Genomic DNA, 19,445 nt, shown 5'->3' with positions numbered 1-19,445 from the left:
ATACCAGTCGAAAGCGGTTTTGAGGGCTTCCCCCCAACCATAGAATCTCCCACAGTTGGAATGCATTTCTCTGCCCCAACTCGATCAAGTGTGGGAGCCGGGCTTGCCCGCGGTGGCGCCGGTCCAGGCGAAACCTTCCTCAAGCCCTACCCAAATCCACCAATACCACTATCGCCACGTTTTGCCTTTCTGCCACAAGAGGGACGCATTGCCTGCCTAGGATGACCTTCATCAGTTTGATGAGGTGCCTCCATGAACACAGCCATGACCAATCCCGGCGCGCCAATGAAGGTGCGCGGTGTACAGAAACGCTTCGGCGCCTTCACCGCGCTGGATAATGTGTCCCTGGACGTCGCCGCTGGCGAACTGGTGTGCCTGCTGGGCCCGTCGGGCTGCGGCAAGACCACCTTGCTACGCTGCATCGCCGGCCTGGAGCGCCAGGACAGCGGCGAGTTGTACCTCGGCGACCGCGATGTTTCCCTACTGGCACCCCAGGCTCGGGACTACGGCATTCTGTTCCAGTCCTATGCGCTGTTTCCCAATCTCACCGTGGAAGCGAACATCGGCTACGGCCTCACCGGCAGTGGCCGTGATGAAGTGCGCAAGCGTGTCGGGCAGATGCTCGAACTGGTGGGTTTGGTGGGCAGCGAAAAGAAATACCCCGGCCAACTTTCCGGCGGCCAACAACAGCGTGTGGCACTGGCTCGCGCCCTGGCGCCGGCGCCGTCCTTGCTGCTGCTGGACGAACCCATGTCGGCCCTCGACGCCCGGGTGCGCGAGCATCTGTGCACCGAGCTGCGCCAATTGCAGCGCCGCTTGGGCATCACCACCCTGATGGTCACCCACAACCAGGACGAGGCCATGCTGATGGCCGACCGCATCGCTGTGATGAACAACGGCAAGGTCGAGCAGTACGCCACGCCCCAGGAAATCTACGACCGCCCGGCCACGCCGTTTGTGGCCGAGTTTGTCGGCCAGGGCAACTGGCTGCCGTTCAGTCGCAACAGCGCCAGCCATGCACAGGTAGGCGGCATGAACATGCGCCTGGCGGACAACGCAGGCGTCGCGAAATCGGGCCGTCTGTTCTGCCGCCCGGAAGCCATCAGCGTCAACCCGCCGGTGCATGAAGAAAACCTGTTCCCGGCCAAGGTCCGCGAGATCACTTTCCTCGGCAACCGCTGCCGCATGAGCTTCGAGCTGGACCAACTGCCCGGCCATCCGCTGCTGGCCGAATTGGCCCCGGAAGCCATGCCGCGCCTCGGCGCCCAGGACATCTGGGTCGCGCTGCCCCCGCGCAGCCTGCAGGTGTTTGCCTGAGATGGCCCGCGATATGACTCTGCCGATACCCGATAACGTGGCTCGTCAGGTTTCCCGTGCCGAACTCGGCGACCGTATTTTTGTAGTCGGCGGCAAGCTGCTCTGGCTGTGCCTGCTGGGCGTCGCGGTGCTGATGCCGCTGCTGGCGATCTTCTGGCGCGGCTTCAGCAGTGAAGCCGGGCAGGGCGGTGGCCTGGTGGCGGCGCGGGAGTTGGTCACCAGCGATAACTTCCACTGGTTGCTCGGTAACAGCCTGAAGGTTTCCGGCAGCGTTGCCGCCATCGTCGTACCACTGGCTTATCTGTTTGCCTACGCTTTGCAACGCACGCTTATTCCGGGCAAGGCGATCTGGCGCGGCATGTCGCTGCTGCCGTTGATGGCGCCGTCGATGTTGCCCGGGATTGCGCTGGTCTACCTGTTCGGCAACCAGGGCATGTTGCGCGGGCTGCTGTCGGACAACATCTATGGCTTCTGGGGCATCGTCCTCGGCGAAGTGATCTACACCTTTCCCCATGCCTTGATGATCCTGTTGTCGGCGCTTTCCCTGGCGGATGCACGTTTGTTCGATGCCGCATCGAGCATGGGCGCGAGTCCCGCCCGGGCGTTTCGCAGCATCACCTGGCCGGCGACGCGCCAGGCCGTGTTTGCCGCGTTTTGCCTGGTGTTCACTCTGACCATCACTGACTTTGGCGTGCCCGTGGTAGTCGGTGGCGACTATCAAGTACTGGCGCTGGAAGCCTACAAAGCTGTGGTCGGCCAGCAGCAATTCGGCCGCGGTGCCTTGATCGGCATGGTCCTGCTGCTGCCGGCACTGTTCAGCTTCGGTGTCGACGCCTGGCTACGCCGTCGTCACGGCGACTCCATGAGCGGCCGCGCCAAGGTGTTCCAGCCGGCACCGTCGAAGCTGCGGGACGGCTGCTACCTGGCCATCGTCCTGCTGATCTGCGCGATCCTGCTGCTGGTGTTCGGCATGGCGGTCTACTCATCCCTGGTGAAATTCTGGCCCTACAACCTGTCGCTGTCCCTGGCCCACTACCAGTTCGAAGACACGGCCGGCGGCGGCTGGCTGGCCTACCGCAACAGCATCACCATGGCCCTGTGCACCGCGTTGATCGGCAGCGTGCTGATCTTCACCGGCGCCTACCTGATGGAAAAGACCAGGGGCCAGAAGGGCCTGAACCTGGCGCTGCGCATGCTCAGCTTCGTGCCGATGGCGGTGCCGGGGTTGGTGCTGGGCCTGGGCTACGTGTTCTTTTTCAACCTCAACGGCAACCCGCTGCATGTGCTCTACGGCACCATGACGTTGCTGGTGGTGTGCACCATTGCTCACTATTTGACCACCGCCCAAATGACCGCCACCACGGCCCTGCGCCAACTGGACGCGGAATTCGAAGCCGCCGCGCTGTCGCTGAAGGCGCCGCTGTACCGCCATTACCTGCGGGTCACCGTGCCGATCTGCCTGCCGGCGCTGCTGGACATCGTGCGCTACCTGTTCGTCTCGGCGATGACCACCGTTTCCGCCGCGATCTTCCTTTACAGCCCCGACACCATCCTCGCCGCCGTCGCCGTGCTGAACATGGACGACGCCGGCAACGTCGGCGGTGCGGCGGCCATGTCGACCCTGATCCTGTTCACCTCGGCGGGCGTGTCCTTGCTGCTGGCGTGGGCCTCACGCGGCTTGTTGCGCCGCTCCCAGGCCTGGCGCCAAACCGCGCCCGGTCAATAAATCATCCATAAAGGAACTGCACCATGTTCAAGCCCCTGGCGTTAGCCGCTGCTGTGCTCACTGCGTTCAGCCTGAATGCCTTCGCCGCCAAAACCGAGTTGACCGTGTACACGGCCCTCGAAGCCGAGCAATTGAAGACTTACAAACAAGCCTTCGAAAAGGCTAACCCGGACATCGATATCAAATGGGTGCGCGATTCCACTGGCATCATCACCGCCAAGCTGCTGGCCGAAAAAGCCCGCCCGCAGGCTGACGTGGTCTGGGGCCTGGCGGCTTCCAGCCTGGCGATCCTCGACCAGCAGGGCATGCTGCAAAACTACGCACCGGCAGATTTGAGCAAGATCGGTGCGAACTACCGCGACGCCGCCAATCCTCCGGCCTGGGTCGGCATGGACGTATGGGCTGCGACCATCTGCTTCAACACTGTCGAAGCCGAAAAGCAGGGCCTGAGCAAGCCGGTGAGCTGGCAGGACCTGACCAAGCCTGAGTACAAGGGCAAGATCGTGATGCCCAACCCGGCCTCGTCCGGCACCGGTTTCCTGGATGTGAGTGCCTGGTTGCAGACCTTCGGCGAGAAGCAGGGCTGGCAGTACATGGACGACCTGCACCAGAACATCGGCCAGTACGTTCACTCCGGTTCCAAACCCTGCAAGCTGGCGGCCTCGGGTGAATTCCCGATCGGCATTTCCTTCGAATACCCGGCCGTTCAGCTGAAGCGCCAGGGCGCACCGCTGGACATCATCCTGCCGAAAGAAGGCCTGGGCTGGGATATCGAAGCCACTGCCGTGATCAAGGGCACTGCCCACGCAGACGCGGCACAGAAACTCGCCGACTTCTCCGCCAGCCCCGCGGCGATGGAGCTGTACAAGGAAAACTTCGCGGTACTGGCCCAGCCGGGCATCGCCAAGCCGCAGACCGAATTGCCGGCTGACTACGAGCAGCGGTTGATCAAGAATGACTTTGCCTGGGCGTCGAAAAACCGCGACAGCATCCTGACCGAATGGCGCAAGCGCTATGACGGCAAGTCGGAAAAACAATAACCACCGATCGTTCCCACGCTCTGCGTGGGAACGCGGCTCTGGACGCTCTGCGTCCGCTTTTGTAGTCGTGACGCGGAGCGTCACAGGATGCATTCCCACGCGGAGCGTGGGAACGAGAGGTCTTCATGACACAACTGCTGATCATCGGCGCCGGCATCCTCGGCCTGTCCCATGCCTATGCCGCTGCCAAACGCGGCCTCAAGGTCAAGGTCTTCGAGCGCAGCGCCACACCGCTGGGTGCTTCCGTGCGCAACTTCGGCCAGGCACTGGTCACCGGCCAGCCGCCCGGGCCAATGCTCGACCTGGCGCGGGAAAGCCGCGAGATCTGGGGCCAGTGGGCGCAACTCGCCGGCATCCAGCTCAAGCGCAACGGCTCCTATCTGTTCGCCCGCACCGAAGCCGAAGAGCACTTGCTTGAAGCCTTCTGCGCCGGTCGCGCGCAAGAACACGGTTATCGCGTCAAGTTGCTGCAAGGCGCCGCCCTGCACGAGCTGTACGGTGGCCAGTTCGCCCATCACCGCGCTGCGCTTCACGGCCTGGATGATCAACAACTGTATTCCCGCGAAGCCATCCCGGCGCTGATCAACTACCTGAGCCGCGAACTGAACGTGGAGTTTCATTTCTCTACCCTGGTCCGCGACATCGAGCCCGGCCAGGTACACACCACGGCCGGTTCCTTTCACGGCGAGCAGATCATTGTCTGCTCCGGCCACGACTACCAGACGCTGCTGGCCGAGCAGATCGGCGAACTCAACCCGCAAATCTGCCGCCTGCAAATGCTGCGCGCCCGGCCAGTGGTGGAGTTGAACCTGCAACACGCGCTGCTGACCGGCCTCAGCTGCGTGCACTACGGCGCCTTCGCCGACTTGCCGGAAGCCGCGCCGGTACAGGCCGAAATTCTGCGGGATGTACCGCACCTGCATGAAAACGGTATTCACCTGCTGATCAGCCCGACACCCTATGGCGAACTGATCATCGGGGATTCCCACCATTACGGCAGCGATCCTTCCCCGTTCAACGCCGAACAGGTGGACAACTGGATGATCGAACTGGCCGAACATACCCTGGGCTGCAAGATCCAGGTCGTGGAGCGCTGGCAGGGCGTCTATGGTTCCCGTGGGCCGGGGCCGTTTTCGTTCCTGCGGGCGGCGCCGGGGGTGAGCGCGGCGTTGATGCACACCGGCGTGGGCATGAGCGTCGGGCCGGCGATGGCCGAGCGCAATATCAATGAGCTGTGGGGGAGTGCGTGATGAAAGCAGAGCAGGCAATCGCCGAGGTCTTCGGCCTGTACGAACAACACGGCACCGCCGATTACATTGGCGAGCCGGTCTCGCAGATCGAGCACATGTCCCAGGCTGCGCAGTTGGCCATGGCTGAAGGCTTCGATGATGAAGTGGTGCTGGCAGCGTTCTTCCACGATATCGGGCATATCTGCGGCCAAGGTGGCGAGAACATGGGCGGTTATGGTGTGGTCAGCCATGAACGGCTGGGCGCCGATTATCTGCGCCGCGCAGGCTTCAGCGAGCGCCTGGCAAAACTGGTGGAATACCACGTGCAGGCCAAGCGTTACCTGACCTTCAGCCAGCCGGACTACTACGCGCGGTTGAGCGAGGCCAGCCGCCGCACCCTGGGTTATCAGGGCGGCGTGATGACCGCCGAGGAAGCCCGGGCGTTTGAGCAGGACCCGTTGTGCGCCGTCAGCCTGCGCATGCGTCACTGGGATGAACAGGCCAAGGAAATGCACGTGCCGGTGCTGGACCTTGAAGTGCTGAAATCCAAGGCCCGGCAGTTGTTGGCGGCTTAGGTCTCGTCCAGGCGCTGGGCCAGGGCTTCGACCTGTTCCTGGCGTTCGGCCTGGCTCAATTTGGGGTGCGGGTTGAGGGACGACCATTGCGGATGAGCCCGGGCCTTGTTCAGGGCTTCGGGTAATTTGCCTTCGCGCCAGGTCTTGTCCTGTGGCGTGTCGACCTTGATGCTGTGGATCGCCGCATGGCCCCGCAGGTTCAGGGCCTTGAGCAGTTGCCGCTGGCGCAGGGCCAACAGGCGCAGCACGCTGTCGTCGACGGTCAGCTCGCGCTGGCCCTTGATCTTGCCCAGCAGGCGGCTGCCATAACTGCGGGCAGTTTGCAGCGCGCCTCCCGCGATGGCTCCGGCGAGGGCGGCGGCGCCGAGGGTCAGGCCGCCTACGAGTAGATCCACACCCGCACCGGCCGCCGCGCCGGCCGCGATACCGCCACCGACCCGCACGCCCAGTTGCTTGAGGGTCTCGGGGTTGAACAGGTCATCGCCCCAGCGCCCGTCCAGCAGCGGTAAATCGCTGGCGGCGGCGTCCTGCGGGCGGAAGCCGAACAGCTTGAGCAAGGCTTCCACGCAACGCTGTTCGCGCTGGCGCACGGCTTTGCGCAGTTCGCTGATGGCTTGCTGTTCTACCTCGGCTTCGCTGACCACGCTGCGGCGGCAGGCGGCGCAGTCGATCAGCAGTTCGGCGATCAGCCGCGCCGCACTTTGCTGGCGAGCCTGGCGCTGGGCTTCCTGATCAAGGATCAGCCGTTCCAGTTGCCCACGGGAGTTTTCCAGCAGCAGGGCGAGGCTTTCATAGAGTCGGCGCTCGCCGTCTTCCGGCGGCGCGACGCTGTCGAAACGCACCAGCGCGTGCAGGCCGAGGCGGGCGAGGGCTTCGCGCCAGTCCGGCTCGCGGTGGTCGGCGCTGCTGACAAAATTGAGCACTGGCAGCAACGGTTTGCCGCAACTGGCGAGCACTTGCAGCTCATCGCGGTACTTGGCCAGCACCGGCTCCCTTGCATCAATCACATACAAGCCCGCATCCGAGGCGAGCAGTTGGCGCAGCACCTTGGCTTCCTGTTCGAAGCGTTGCCGGGCCTCGCTGCCTTCCAGAAAACGCGCCAGCCGTGCCGGGCCGTCGAGGCGTTCGCCGGGGCGGTCCAGGCGTTCGAGGTAATCGAGCAGGGCGATGGCATCTTCCAGGCCCGGCGTGTCGTACAGCTCCAGCAAGGCTTCGCCGTCCACCGACAAGCGCGCACCTTCGACATGCCGGGTGGTGCTGGGCCGATGGGAGACTTCACCAAAGCCGACGTCTCGCGTGAGCGTGCGCAGCAACGAGGTCTTGCCGACGTTGGTGTGGCCGACCACCGCAAGTTTCAGGGGCTTAGTCATGACCGGTCTCCAGCCAGGTGAGCGGCGCGCAATCGGCGAACGGTATCTCCAGTTGTTGCAAGGCCGTGTGCCAATCACCCAGGCGCTCAGCATCCAGGGCGTGGCCGGCGGGCGCTTGCAGCAGCCAGACCCGAGTGGCGGTAGCGCTGCGGGCCAGTTCGGCAATCAGCGCAAGGCTGCCGCGATCCGGCGAGCGGCGTGGGTCGCAGGCGATGGCCAGGCGCGCGGGCGGGAAGCGGGTGAGTTGCTCCAGCAGCTTGTTGCGGGATTCACGGCTGTCGAGAATGCCGGCGTCCTTGACACTGGCCGGGAGCTTCGGCGGCCATGGGCGCTGGTCGTCCAGCTCGATGGCCACCAGCAGGGCGCCGTTGCTTTCCAGTTCACTGACGCCGCCGGTTACGTGGTGCAATTGTTCGGGCGCCGCATCGTTGACCCCAAGCCGTTCGCTGCTGGGCATCAACCGTTCACGCAGTTGGCTGTAGCCGGGCAGGTTAAGGTCGAGGCTCAAGGCGGCGCGCCCACGTTTCCAACGCCACAGGCACAGCAACGCAAGGATCAGCCGTGGCAGGATGCCGTACACCAGCAGCACGCCCACCAGCCAGGCGGCCCAGGCCTGGCGGGCGCTTTCGATATTCAAGGCGGCATCGCCACTGGCGCGGATCATTTCGACAGTGGGCACGTTGAAGCCGAGCAAGGCGGGCAGGGCGCCGAGGGTTTGGGTCACGGCGACAAAGGTGTCCGCCCGCAGGATAGTGGTTTCCCACACAAAGCCGTAGCGCCGGGTGGCCAACAGCGTCAGCAGGATCACCAGGGCGCTGAGCAGGGCCAGCAGCCACAGGCTGTTGACCAGCACACCGACGGCCCAGCGATTGAGCTTGCGCCGTTGCAGCAACAGCAGCAGGGCGGGCGCCAGTTGCGCGGCCTTGGCGTCGCGGGCGAGTTTTTCGCTGAGCCATAACCACAGGCGGCCAAGACTGGCGCCGTGTTCGCCGGCAAACAGCAGGCCCAGGGCCCAGCTCAACAACAGGATCAGGTTCAAGCCCAGCAAGCTGCCCAGGGCCCAGAACACATTGACCGGCACCAAGCCGTTGCCCAGCGCGGCAAACGCCAGGCCGGCGCCGCTGATAATGGCGACTGCCGCCAGCAGGATCAGCGCCAGGCGCGCGCCTTGCAGCCAGCGGGTCAGGGCGGCGGTCAGGCCATCGCGTTCGGCCAGCCACAGCGCGCGGTTTTGAATGCGCGTGGGCAAATCGCCGCCGGCGCTGCGGGCCAGGCGATTGGCTTCCTGGTCTTCCAGGGCGCCCGCGTGTTCCTCGCGCAGGCGCACGGTTTCGGTCAGCCAGAGTGTTTGCAGGGGGGTCAGAGCTGTCACGCGCCGTCCTGTTGAGCCAGTGAGTCTGGAGCATAACCGCTGGAACGCCGGTTGGGGTATGCCGCGCGCGGCTCTGGTATTCTCGTCGCCATGAAAAAAACTCTCCCTTTAAGCCTGATCGCAGCCCTCGGTGAAAACCGTGTGATCGGCGTCGACAACAGCATGCCCTGGCATTTGCCGGGGGATTTCAAATATTTCAAGGCCACCACTTTGGGCAAGCCGATCATCATGGGGCGCAAGACCTGGGATTCCCTGGGGCGACCGTTGCCGGGCCGGTTGAACATTGTGGTCAGCCGTCAGACCGACTTGGCGCTGGAAGGTGCGGAAGTTTTTCCGTCACTGGACGCGGCCGTGGAGCGGGCTGAGGAATGGGCCAAGGCGCAGGGCGTGGATGAGCTGATGCTGATCGGCGGCGCGCAGTTGTATGCCCAGGGGCTGGAGCAGGCGGATCGCCTGTATTTGACGCGGGTGGCGTTGAGCCCGGACGGCGATGCGTGGTTTCCCGAGTTTGATTTGAACCAGTGGAAGCTGGTGTCGAATGTCGAGAATCCGGCTGAGGGTGACAAGCCGGCGTACAACTTCGAAGTCTGGGAAAAAGCCTAAGAGCATCGCAGGCAAGCCAGCTCCCACAGTTGACCGAGTATTACTGAAAAAACCGGTTCAATGTGGGAGCTGGCTTGCCTGCGATAGCGGTCTGTCAGGCCTGCGCCAGCTCCGCATGCTCATCCGCATTCAACAGCTCTTTATCCGTCTGCTGCATGATCTGGCTGGTAATCGCCCCCGCCGTCATCGAACCGTTCACGTTCAATGCCGTACGGCCCATGTCGATCAGCGGCTCAACCGAAATCAGCAGCGCCACCAGTGATACCGGCAAGCCCATCGCCGGCAGCACGATCAGCGCGGCAAACGTCGCACCGCCGCCCACGCCCGCCACACCGGCCGAACTCAAGGTCACAATCGCCACCAGTGTTGCGATCCACAGCGGGTCCAGCGGGTTGATACCCACGGTCGGCGCAACCATCACCGCCAGCATCGCCGGATAAAGGCCGGCACAACCGTTCTGGCCAATTGTTGCGCCAAACGAGGCGGCAAAACCGGCGATGGACTGCGGAATCCCCAAGCGACGGGTCTGCGCTTCAATGCTCAGCGGGATGCTCGCGGCGCTGGAGCGGCTGGTGAAGGCAAACGTCAGTACCGGCCAGACCTTGCGGAAGAACCTCAGCGGGTTGATCCCGGCCAGGGACAGCAGCAGGCCGTGCACCACAAACATCAGGCCCAGGGCCAGGTACGACACCACCACAAAACTGCCGAGCTTGATGATGTCTTGCAGGTTGGAACTGGCGACCACTTTGGTCATCAGCGCCAATACGCCGTACGGGGTCAGCTTCATCACCAGGCGCACCAGACGCATCACCCAGGCTTGCAGGGTGTCGATGGCGTTGAGGACTTTCTGGCCTTTTTCCACGTCATCCTTGAGCAGTTGCAGCGCGGCAACCCCAAGGAATGCAGCGAAGATCACCACACTGATGATCGACGTCGGCTTGGCCCGGGCCAGGTCGGCGAACGGGTTCTGCGGGATGAACGACAGCAGCAGTTGCGGGATATTCAGGTCGGCGACCTTGCCCGCGTAATCACTCTGGATCACTTGCAGGCGGGCCATTTCCTGGGTGCCGGCCACCAGGCCTTCGGCGGTGAGGCCGAACAGGTTGGTCAGGCCGATACCGATCAGCGCCGCGATTGCCGTGGTGAACAGCAGCGTGCCGATGGTCAGGAAGCTGATCTTGCCCAGGGACGAGGCGTTATGCAGACGGGCCACGGCGCTGAGGATCGAGGCGAACACCAGTGGGATCACGATCATTTGCAGCAACTGCACGTAACCGTTGCCGACCAGGTCGAACCAGCCGATCGAGGCCTTGAGCACCGGGTTGCCGGCACCGTAGATCGCGTGCAGCACCACACCGAAGATCACGCCGAGTACCAACGCAAACAACACCTTCTTGGCGAGGCTCCAGTTGGTTCGGCGGGTTTGTGCCAGGCCCAGCAGCAAGGCCACGAACACCAGTAAGTTGAGAATCAGGGGCAGATTCATTGAAGCTCCGTTGAGAAGGCAGCCAATCGCAGGAGCCTGCGATTGCGAACCGGCAAGCCTAACAGCTTGAAATATATTGATTTAATAACGTTATCGCATGGTGACTGTCGTTTTTGGAATAAGCGAATGACGCGCAGGCGTATGGCATTGGCGCGATCACGACGAAAGCGGTCGCGCTCGGGCGATAACTGTCACACAGATTTGTTAGCGTCGATGTCTTTCACTCAGGGAGAAAACGCACATGAAGCTAGCGCCGAAACTGTTTGCCGCCGCGCTGTGCCTGGGCCTTGCGAGCCAGGCCTTTGCCGCCACCGAGTTGAAACACTGGCCGGCGGCTGCCGCCAAGCAACTGGACACGATGATTGCTGCCAATGCCAACAAGGGCAACTTCGCGGTGTTCGACATGGACAACACCAGTTACCGCTACGACCTTGAAGAGTCATTGCTGCCGTACCTGGAAAACAAGGGCCTGATCACCCGCGACACCATGGACCCTTCCCTGAAGCTGATCCCGTTCAAAGACACCGCCGACCACAAGGAAAGCCTCTTCAGCTACTACTACCGCCTCTGCGAAGTCGACGACATGGTCTGCTACCCGTGGGTCGCGCAGATTTTCTCCGGCTTCACCCTCAAGGAACTCAAGGGCTACGTCGACGAGATGATGGCGTCGGGCAAGCCGGTGCCGGTCACCTATTACGAAGGTGACGTGGTCAAGAACATGGAAGTGCAGCCGCCGAAGGTCTTCACCGGCCAGGCTGAGCTGTTCAACAAGCTGATGGAAAACGGCATTGAGGTCTACGTGATGACCGCCGCGTCGGAGGAACTGGTGCGCATGGTCGCGGCTGATCCGAAGTACGGCTACAACGTCAAACCCGAGAACGTCATCGGCGTGACCACCTTGCTCAAGGACCGCAAGACCGGCGAGCTGACCACCGCCCGCAAGCAGATTGCCGCCGGCAAGTATGACGAGAAGGCCAACCTCGGCCTGGAGCTGACCCCGTACCTGTGGACCCCTGCCACCTGGATGGCCGGCAAGCACGCGGCGATCCTGACCTACATCGACGAGTGGAAAAAACCGGTGATCGTCGGTGGCGACACGCCGACCAGTGACGGCTACATGCTGTTCCATGACGTGGACGTGGCCAAGGGCGGCATCCACCTGTGGATCAACCGTAAAGACAAATACATGACCCAGCTCAACGGCATGATGGCCAAGCACGCTGCGGCCCAGGCCAAGGAAGGGTTGCCGGTGACGGCGGATAAAAACTGGGTGATCGTCAAGCCGGACGAGATTCAGTAAGTACGGCTGGACTCGGTCAAAAATGTGGGAGCGGGCTTGCTCGCGAAGGCGGTGGATCAGCCAGCTTATTCAGTAACTGGCACACCGCAATTCGCGAGCAAGCCCGCTCCCACAGTTGATCTTCTTTGTTTGGGGAATTATCTCCAGGCAAAAAAATGCCCCGCACATGGCGGGGCATTTTTATGGGCGAGGTTTACAGACCGTCAAGCATCGCCTTGTTACGCACAGCACCCTTGTCGGCACTGGTGGCCAGCAGGGCGTAAGCCTTCAAGGCGGTGGTGACTTTGCGCGGACGCTTCTCCACCGGCTTCCAGCCTTTCTTGTCCTGCTCGACCCGGCGTGCCGCCAGTTCTTCATCGCTGATCAACAGGTTGATCGAGCGGTTCGGAATGTCGATCAGCACCTTGTCACCATCCTGCACCAGGCCGATGGCGCCGCCCGCAGCAGCTTCCGGCGAAGCGTGGCCGATGGACAGGCCCGAAGTACCGCCGGAGAAACGGCCGTCGGTGAGCAAGGCGCAGGCTTTGCCCAGGCCCTTGGATTTCAGGTACGACGTCGGGTACAGCATCTCTTGCATGCCCGGGCCGCCTTTCGGGCCTTCGTAACGGATGATGACGATGTCGCCTTCCTTCACTTCGTCAGCGAGGATGCCGCGTACCGAGCTGTCCTGGCTTTCGTAGATCTTGGCGCGGCCTTCGAACACGTGGATCGACTCGTCGACACCGGCAGTTTTCACCACGCAGCCATCCAGCGCGATGTTGCCGTACAGCACGGCCAGGCCGCCCTCTTTCGAATAGGCATGCTCGACACTGCGGATGCAGCCGTTTTCACGGTCGTCGTCGAGGGTTTCCCAACGGGTCGACTGGCTGAACGCGGTCTGCGTCGGGATGCCGGCCGGGCCGGCCTTGAAGAAGTGATGCACGGCTTCGTCAGTGGTCTGGGTGATGTCCCACTTGGCGATGCCTTCGGCGATGGATTTGCTGTGCACGGTCGGCAGGTCGGTGTGCAACAGGCCGCCACGGGCCAGGGAACCGAGGATCGAGAAGATCCCGCCGGCGCGGTGCACGTCTTCCATGTGGTACTTCTGGATGTTCGGCGCGACCTTGCACAGTTGCGGCACGTGGCGGGACAGACGGTCGATGTCCCGCAGGTCGAAGTCGATCTCGGCTTCCTGGGCGGCGGCCAGCAAGTGCAGGATGGTGTTGGTGGAACCGCCCATGGCGATGTCCAGGGTCATGGCGTTTTCGAACGCCTTGAAGTTGGCGATGTTGCGCGGCAACACCGACTCATCGTTCTCGGTGTAGTAACGCTTGCACAGCTCGACGATGGTGCGGCCGGCCTGCAGGAACAGCTGCTCGCGGTCGCTGTGGGTGGCCAGTGTGGAGCCGTTGCCCGGCAACGCCAGGCCCAGGGCTTCCACCAGGCAGTTCATCGAGTTGGCGGTGAACATGCCGGAGCACGAACCGCAGGTAGGGCAGGCGCTGCGCTCGTATTCCGCAACCTTCTCGTCAGAAGCGCTGGAATCGGCGGCGATGACCATGGCGTCCACCAGGTCGAGGCCGTGGGAGGCGAGCTTGGTCTTGCCGGCTTCCATCGGGCCGCCGGAGACGAAGATCACCGGGATGTTCAGGCGCAGGGCGGCCATCAGCATGCCGGGGGTGATCTTGTCGCAGTTGGAGATGCACACGATGGCGTCGGCGCAGTGGGCGTTGACCATGTATTCCACGGAGTCGGCGATGATCTCGCGGCTCGGCAGGGAATACAGCATGCCGTCATGGCCCATGGCGATGCCGTCATCCACGGCGATGGTGTTGAATTCTTTCGCTACACCGCCGGCGCGTTCGATCTCGCGGGCGACCAGTTGGCCCAGGTCCTTGAGGTGGACGTGGCCGGGTACGAACTGGGTGAACGAGTTGGCAATCGCGATGATCGGCTTCTTGAAGTCGTCATCTTTCATCCCCGTGGCGCGCCACAGTGCGCGGGCGCCGGCCATGTTGCGGCCGTGGGTGGATGTTTTCGAGCGGTAATCAGGCATTGGAGCACTCCGGGCGGCTAATCAAGTACTAAAGGGGAGTGAGCTTCTAATTGACGACTGGAACACCCGAAAAATGGCCGTGTGTCCGGAAGTTGCCACTCGCGTCGCGGGATCGCCGCTTGCTTGGGCCTCGAGCTCATAAACCCGCCGGGGGATGACTGGCGATGAATAGGTCCGATTCTACACCGCTGGCGGCCGGAGGGAATGGCCGCCAGCGTGTAGATAGCGCTTACGAGACGTGTGGGTGTGCAAGTTTCATGGTCAGCGACCGACCCGGGCGTTCGTCACCACGCCCCAAACGCTGAACACGATGAAGCTGATGGCGATGGTCATCAGCAGGTTGGCCCCCGCTTGGGCGAGGGCGGCGCTGCTGACGGCGGCGGTGATGAACATGATGCTGTTGCCGGCCGACGCGGCGGTGCCGGCGCTGCTGGAGAACAGCAACATGGCCGCGGAAATCGCGGCGGGGCGTACCAGGGTCACGGCCAGGGCGCTGATCAGCATCGGGATCAGCAGGGTGATGGTGGTGATAGCTCCAAGACCGACGATCAGCATCAGAAGCACGCCTGCGACAAGCAGCAATCCAAGGCCGATGTTGATTTGCCGGGACAGCGAGATGCGTTTTTGAAGATACGACGCCGCCAAGCCACCGAGCAGATAGGCCACGCCATACACCATGAGTACCAGTGCGTACTGGTATTCGGAGAGTTTCAGCGAGTCCATGAAAATCAACGGTGTCACGCTGATCAAGGCGAAGTAGCAGGCGAACACCAACGCGGCGATCCACCAGTAACGCAGGAAGTCGCGATTGGTTGCGACATCTTTCAGCGTGCCGATGATCGACACCTGCGTGCGGTGCGGGCTGGCGGACTTGGAGGGCAGTATGCAGAACGCATGGATCAACATGCCCGACGCCATCAGTGCGAACCCATAGAAACTGCCTTGCCAGTCGAAGGTGGTTTGCAACCAGGAGCCGATCAGCGGTGACAAGGCGACGAACGACCCGCTCAGGGTCATGTAGTAGAGGCGCACACGGGCGCGATCCTGTTCTTCGAACAGGTCCTCCACTAACGCGTGGCCCAGTACGAAGAAGCCGCAACCCATGGCCTGGACCGAGCGAAACAGCAGGAAGCTCAGGTAGTCCGTCGATAATGCGCAACCTATCGCACCCAGGATCGACAGCGTGATGCAACCGAGCAGGACTTCCTTGCGGCCCCATTTATCCGACAGCGGTCCGGCGACCAGTTGGGAAATCGAAAAAACCAACGTGAACAGGCTGATGGACAGCGCCACATCGGCGGTGGGTGTATCGAACCTTTCAGCCAAGGCGGGGAAGGAGGGCAGCAGGATGTTGATCGGGAAGAAGCTGATAAGTGAGATGCAAGTGATGAGGATGAAGCGTGAGAATTGGTGGCGTTTTATCTCGCTGCCGAGTAAGGGCGAGCAGGAAGACTCAGACATTGTTTTTATTTCCGGTGGGGTGCCAAAAACCGATATTAGCCTTGGGTGGCGAGAATTCAATCAATAAAGGTGGAGCCATTCTCTTCCAAAGGCATGCTGTAAAAGGCTGCATCGCCAAGGCCTCAATCAGTCGTCAAAAGCTTTTCGAATTCATCGCTGAAAACCTGACCGTCGCTGTAACCGGCGCCTACGAAAAGTACCAACTGCTCTTTAAGGTCCTGTATGCCAAGGGCTTTCTCGATCTTGGTGTCGTTGAGAGCGGAGGAAATCCAAGTATTAAGCCCCATGGCGGTTGAAATGAGCTGAGCTGTTTGTGAGATGTGTCCGGCCTCTATCAGGGCAACTCGGTAGGCTCTGGAGTGTGGGTACTTCCACCACAGTTTGTCGAATCGTGATGTAATGAAAATACCAAACGGAAGATTGTCGATGAAGTGCTGGCCGTTAAGGTAGTTTCCAAGAGGCTCTTGTAGTCGACGAATCAGCCTGAGTGCGTGTAACTCCGGGTGGTAATAATAAAGTCCGGGATTTACGCCTCTTATGTTGTACGCATACACATAACCTTCGCTGGAGCTTAATCCACCACCTGACGGGCTGCTTCGTCTAGCGCGGAAAGAGGGGGGCGTTAAATGCGAGGTGTCTTGCAGGCGTTCTTTCAAGTGCCCTAGAGACAGGTAGAGCAGCGTACTCAGGTCTTCTAAAGAAATGCTTTTGTTTAAATAGGTGCGGCAGGTTTTTCGCTTAATTAACGTGTGTTGCAGTAACGGGTATGTTCTGAGAGATTCGTTTGGTGAGGGTTGCGGCAGACTGATAAAGTCTTCTGATTGGAGATGGGCGAACCGATTCGAGTCAGGAGGACTCTTGCGCATTACGCCCTGGCAGTGGGCCAAATAATGAGCTGCCCAACTGACGCTGTCTGTAGGTTGATCAGCGTCTGATAAGTCTTTTGTACCGATGTGGAATATCCTCGACAAGTCATCCCACCCCCACTGGTTATCTAACGTTGGCGCACCTTGTTGAATAATTGCATGGTGAGTGAACGTCGAGTCGATCTCAAACTCAGGGTTATAAAGCGAAAGGTCGTATATTAGTTCTAGCAGTCGCTGCGAGTGCGCGCGATCTAATTCAAATTGCTCATGAGTTTTGTAGTTCCAGATGATCAGATGTTGTGATTTGGTTAAGAAAAATAAGTTGGGATTTATGTGCATTGTTTTCTTCCCGTTCTTAGGGCTGGGTTGGCGTACAACCCAGCTTGTCATCAACGACTTATTTAGGCATTCCAATCAATGCGAATGCTGCCAGTGCTTTTGACTCAAGAACGATTGCCTTCATATCAGCTCTCCATTTCATTAAGTTAAATGGCTGTCACACAAAATGATTGTGACAGAAACTAGGCTAGGCGCTGGTTTTAGATTTATCTAGTCAGGAGGCGTAGGAGGATTCTGCTGGCGTTGTAGTATGTTTTTGCTGTAACGATGAAGCTATATGTGGTTTTTGACGTTGTACAAGAAATTAAAAAGTTTGCTTTTATTTGAAGGCGCGGCTTTGTGAATTGATGCTGCCCGGAGCCAGTCGGGCAGCATCGCGGGAATAACTTAGCTATTCGGCAACAACCGGCAAGTAATGCTCTTGATATACCGGGTCTCGGCAATCGCCGGGTGCACCGGGTGGTCCGGGCCCTGGCCGCCGCGTTCCAGCATCTGGATGTTGCGATCCAGGTGACGGGCGCTGGTCAGCAGGATGTTTTGCAGGTCGTCTTCCGGCAAGTGCATCGAGCACGAAGCGCTGACCAGGATGCCGTCCTTGCTGAGCAGGCGCATGGCTTGCTCGTTCAGGCGGCGGTAGGCGCCTTCGCCGTTCTTCATGTCTTTCTTGCGCTTGATGAAGGCAGGCGGGTCGGCGACGATCACGTCGAAACGCTCTTCGCTGGCTTTCAGCTCTTTGAGGGCTTCGAACACGTCGCCTTCGATGCAGGTCATTTTCTCGGCAACGCCGTTCAGTGCCGCGTTGCGCTCCACGCCGTCGAGGGCGAAGGCGGAGGCGTCGACGCAGAACACTTCACTGGCACCGAAGGCGGCCGCTTGCACGCCCCAGCCGCCGATGTAGCTGTACAGGTCGAGTACGCGTTTGCCTTTGGCATACGGGGCCAGGCGGGCGCGGTTCATGCGGTGGTCGTAGAACCAGCCGGTCTTCTGGCCCTGGATCACCGGCGCTTCGAACTTCACGCCGTTTTCTTCCAGTGCCACCCACTCCGGCACCAGGCCGAACACGGTTTCGACGTAGCGGTTGAGGCCTTCGGCATCACGCGCGGCGGAGTCGTTCTTGAACAGGATGCCGCTTGGCTTGAGCACTTGGGTCAGTGCGGCAATCACGTCTTCCTTGTGGGCTTCCATGGTCGCCGAAGCGATCTGCACCACCAGGATGTCGCCGAAACGGTCGACCACCAGGCCTGGCAACAAGTCGGAATCGCCGTACACCAGGCGGTAGAACGGCTTGTCGAACAGGCGGTCACGCAGGGACAGGGCGACGTTGATGCGGTGCACCAGCAGCGACTTGTCCAGCGGCAACTTGATGTCGCGGGACAGCAGGCGGGCGCAGATCAGGTTGTTCGGGCTCATGGCCACGATGCCGAGGGTCTTGCCGCCGGCTGCTTCCAGGATCGCCTGGTCGCCTGCCTGGAAGCCGTGAAGAGGTGTGGCGGCCACATCGATTTCGTTGCTGTAGACCCACAGGTGGCCGTTGCGCAAACGACGATCGGCGTTGGCTTTGAGACGCAGGCTTGGCAGGGACATGACGTCGCTCCGGAAAAAAGAGCGGGAGTATACCGTGTTGTGCAGTACTTGGCGGTGCCGCCGGACATGTGGGTTGTGATGTCCCTGTGGGAGCTGGCTTGCCTGCGATAGCATCACCTCGGTTATCTGAAAGACCGAGCCGTCTGCATCGCAGGCAAGCCAGCTCCCACATTCGGTCCGGTTTCAGTTCGGGTTTTTGAGGTGTCAGCCCGGTTGCCATAAAGGTTAGAATCGCCGCCTAGTCCAGAGTGTGCCCCCTATGTCCCAAGAGCTATCCGCCGAACAGATCCAACAGAGCCTCCAAGGCATCAGTGTGCCGCCTCAACCGCAAATCATGGTGGATTTGCAGATGGAGCAGTACATGCCCGATCCGGACCTGGAAGTGATCGCCCGGTTGATCGCCCAGGACCCGGGCCTCTCCGGCTCGCTGCTGAAGATCGTCAATTCGCCGTATTACGGTCTGAGCAACAAGATCGTCTCGATCCAGCGCGCGGTGAACCTGCTGGGCAGCCGCTCCATCGTCAACCTGATCAACGCGCAGTCGATCAAGGGCGAGATGAGCGACGACACCATCGTCACCCTCAACCGTTTCTGGGACACCGCCCAGGACGTGGCCATGACCTGCCTGGCCCTGGCCAAGCGCACCGGCAGCCAGGCGGTCGATGAAGCCTACGCATTGGGGCTGTTCCACGATTGTGGCGTGCCGTTGATGCTCAAGCGTTTCCCGAACTACATGAGTGTGCTGGAAGAGGCCTATGCCAACGCCGGCCCGGAGTGCCGTGTGGTCGACACCGAGAACCAGGCGTTCAACACCAACCATGCCGTGGTGGGTTACTACACCGCCAAATCCTGGCGCCTGCCGGAACATGTGACCGATGCCATCGCCAATCACCACAATGCCCTGGCGATTTTCAGCGACGAGTCCAACCAGAAGCCGCAGCTGAAAAACCTGCTGGCGATCCTGAAAATGGCCGAGCACATTTGTGCGTCGTACCGCGTGCTGGGCAACCAGGTGGATGACCATGAGTGGAACGCCATCGGCCCGCTGGTGCTGGACCATATCGGCCTGTCGGACTACGACTTCGAGAGTTTGAAGTTGTCGATCCGCGAGCTGGGCGCGCACTAACCCTTTTTCCAAGAGG

General features: G+C 61.1%; 15 protein-coding genes. 8 read left to right on the top strand and 7 right to left on the bottom strand.

Translation table 11 applies throughout. From position 1 onward, the window contains the following. Positions 1-252 precede the first annotated feature (252 nt). The 5 genes from HX811_RS29945 (at position 253) to HX811_RS29925 (ending at position 5,887) form a co-directional block, all read left to right on the top strand. Positions 253-1,317 (top strand): putative 2-aminoethylphosphonate ABC transporter ATP-binding protein, encoded by a 1,065-nt coding sequence (locus HX811_RS29945; RefSeq protein ID WP_023659299.1) that lies wholly within the window; start codon positions 253-255, stop codon positions 1,315-1,317. Between the two features lies 1 nt (position 1,318). Next, entirely contained in the window at positions 1,319-3,043 is a 1,725-nt protein-coding gene (locus HX811_RS29940) for a putative 2-aminoethylphosphonate ABC transporter permease subunit (RefSeq protein ID WP_177048562.1), read from the top strand. 23 nt (positions 3,044-3,066) lie between these two features. Then, a complete protein-coding gene (locus tag HX811_RS29935; protein WP_177022343.1) occupies positions 3,067-4,083 on the top strand; it encodes a putative 2-aminoethylphosphonate ABC transporter substrate-binding protein in 1,017 nt (338 codons plus the stop codon). Positions 4,084-4,208: 125 nt separating this feature from the next. After that, the gene (locus HX811_RS29930) at positions 4,209-5,333 is read left to right on the top strand and encodes a TIGR03364 family FAD-dependent oxidoreductase (RefSeq protein ID WP_177048560.1); all 1,125 of its coding nucleotides are present in this window, start codon (positions 4,209-4,211) and stop codon (positions 5,331-5,333) included. Next, a complete protein-coding gene (locus tag HX811_RS29925) occupies positions 5,333-5,887 on the top strand; it encodes a phosphonate degradation HD-domain oxygenase (protein WP_102604113.1) in 555 nt (184 codons plus the stop codon). The genes HX811_RS29930 and HX811_RS29925 overlap by 1 nt, the downstream gene beginning before the upstream one ends. Here the strand turns inward: HX811_RS29925 and HX811_RS29920 are convergent. Both HX811_RS29920 and HX811_RS29915 read right to left on the bottom strand, forming a co-directional pair. Beyond that, a complete protein-coding gene (locus tag HX811_RS29920; RefSeq protein WP_102604114.1) occupies positions 5,884-7,257 on the bottom strand; it encodes a DUF3482 domain-containing protein in 1,374 nt (457 codons plus the stop codon). The two genes, HX811_RS29925 and HX811_RS29920, sit on opposite strands and share 4 nt — an antisense overlap. Continuing rightward, positions 7,250-8,629: a DUF2868 domain-containing protein gene (locus tag HX811_RS29915; RefSeq protein WP_177048558.1), complete on the bottom strand. Its 1,380-nt coding sequence runs from the start codon at positions 8,627-8,629 to the stop codon at positions 7,250-7,252. The genes HX811_RS29920 and HX811_RS29915 overlap by 8 nt, the downstream gene beginning before the upstream one ends. A gap of 90 nt (positions 8,630-8,719) precedes the next feature. Here HX811_RS29915 and HX811_RS29910 point away from each other — a divergent pair, with 90 nt between their 5' ends. Continuing rightward, a complete protein-coding gene (locus tag HX811_RS29910; protein ID WP_003213805.1) occupies positions 8,720-9,232 on the top strand; it encodes a dihydrofolate reductase in 513 nt (170 codons plus the stop codon). A 94-nt stretch (positions 9,233-9,326) separates the two neighbouring features. On the opposite strand, the gene HX811_RS29905 is transcribed toward HX811_RS29910, so the two are convergent. Beyond that, positions 9,327-10,718: an L-cystine transporter gene (locus HX811_RS29905; protein ID WP_003213804.1), complete on the bottom strand. Its 1,392-nt coding sequence runs from the start codon at positions 10,716-10,718 to the stop codon at positions 9,327-9,329. Between the two features lie 241 nt (positions 10,719-10,959). Between HX811_RS29905 and HX811_RS29900 the strand changes: the two genes are divergently transcribed. Further along, positions 10,960-12,018 (top strand): haloacid dehalogenase-like hydrolase, encoded by a 1,059-nt coding sequence (locus HX811_RS29900; protein WP_256344485.1) that lies wholly within the window; start codon positions 10,960-10,962, stop codon positions 12,016-12,018. A 193-nt stretch (positions 12,019-12,211) separates the two neighbouring features. Here the strand turns inward: HX811_RS29900 and ilvD are convergent, their stop codons facing one another. From ilvD to HX811_RS29880, 4 genes are all read right to left on the bottom strand, one after another. Continuing rightward, positions 12,212-14,053 carry a dihydroxy-acid dehydratase gene (gene ilvD, locus HX811_RS29895; protein WP_003213802.1) on the bottom strand — a complete coding sequence of 614 codons (1,842 nt, stop codon included), beginning with the start codon at positions 14,051-14,053 and terminating at the stop codon, positions 12,212-12,214. 261 nt (positions 14,054-14,314) lie between these two features. Beyond that, the gene (locus HX811_RS29890; protein WP_177022339.1) at positions 14,315-15,514 is read right to left on the bottom strand and encodes an MFS transporter; all 1,200 of its coding nucleotides are present in this window, start codon (positions 15,512-15,514) and stop codon (positions 14,315-14,317) included. Between the two features lie 122 nt (positions 15,515-15,636). Continuing rightward, a complete protein-coding gene (locus HX811_RS29885; protein ID WP_177048556.1) occupies positions 15,637-16,719 on the bottom strand; it encodes a SagB/ThcOx family dehydrogenase in 1,083 nt (360 codons plus the stop codon). A 387-nt stretch (positions 16,720-17,106) separates the two neighbouring features. Further along, positions 17,107-18,303 (bottom strand): class I SAM-dependent rRNA methyltransferase, encoded by a 1,197-nt coding sequence (locus HX811_RS29880; protein WP_003213799.1) that lies wholly within the window; start codon positions 18,301-18,303, stop codon positions 17,107-17,109. A 313-nt stretch (positions 18,304-18,616) separates the two neighbouring features. On the opposite strand from HX811_RS29880, the gene HX811_RS29875 reads away from it, so the two are divergent. Further along, positions 18,617-19,429 carry an HDOD domain-containing protein gene (locus tag HX811_RS29875; RefSeq protein ID WP_174717803.1) on the top strand — a complete coding sequence of 271 codons (813 nt, stop codon included), beginning with the start codon at positions 18,617-18,619 and terminating at the stop codon, positions 19,427-19,429. Positions 19,430-19,445 lie beyond the last annotated feature (16 nt).

Origin of the sequence: Pseudomonas sp. F8002 (genome assembly GCF_013385495.1) — a bacterium.
Taxonomy (GTDB): domain Bacteria; phylum Pseudomonadota; class Gammaproteobacteria; order Pseudomonadales; family Pseudomonadaceae; genus Aquipseudomonas.
The sequence above is the reverse complement of the archived record's forward strand: the minus strand, read 5'-3'. Positions and strand labels throughout refer to the sequence as shown.

Coding starts and splice junctions, on each gene's coding strand:
- HX811_RS29885 (WP_177048556.1), bottom strand. CDS start 16,719: ATGCACATAAATCCCAACTTATTTTTCTTAACCAAATCACAACATCTG.
- HX811_RS29900 (WP_256344485.1), top strand. CDS start 10,960: ATGAAGCTAGCGCCGAAACTGTTTGCCGCCGCGCTGTGCCTGGGCCTT.
- HX811_RS29935 (WP_177022343.1), top strand. CDS start 3,067: ATGTTCAAGCCCCTGGCGTTAGCCGCTGCTGTGCTCACTGCGTTCAGC.
- HX811_RS29905 (WP_003213804.1), bottom strand. CDS start 10,718: ATGAATCTGCCCCTGATTCTCAACTTACTGGTGTTCGTGGCCTTGCTG.
- HX811_RS29910 (WP_003213805.1), top strand. CDS start 8,720: ATGAAAAAAACTCTCCCTTTAAGCCTGATCGCAGCCCTCGGTGAAAAC.
- HX811_RS29890 (WP_177022339.1), bottom strand. CDS start 15,514: ATGTCTGAGTCTTCCTGCTCGCCCTTACTCGGCAGCGAGATAAAACGC.
- HX811_RS29930 (WP_177048560.1), top strand. CDS start 4,209: ATGACACAACTGCTGATCATCGGCGCCGGCATCCTCGGCCTGTCCCAT.
- HX811_RS29945 (WP_023659299.1), top strand. CDS start 253: ATGAACACAGCCATGACCAATCCCGGCGCGCCAATGAAGGTGCGCGGT.
- HX811_RS29920 (WP_102604114.1), bottom strand. CDS start 7,257: ATGACTAAGCCCCTGAAACTTGCGGTGGTCGGCCACACCAACGTCGGC.
- ilvD (WP_003213802.1), bottom strand. CDS start 14,053: ATGCCTGATTACCGCTCGAAAACATCCACCCACGGCCGCAACATGGCC.
- HX811_RS29925 (WP_102604113.1), top strand. CDS start 5,333: ATGAAAGCAGAGCAGGCAATCGCCGAGGTCTTCGGCCTGTACGAACAA.
- HX811_RS29940 (WP_177048562.1), top strand. CDS start 1,319: ATGGCCCGCGATATGACTCTGCCGATACCCGATAACGTGGCTCGTCAG.
- HX811_RS29880 (WP_003213799.1), bottom strand. CDS start 18,303: ATGTCCCTGCCAAGCCTGCGTCTCAAAGCCAACGCCGATCGTCGTTTG.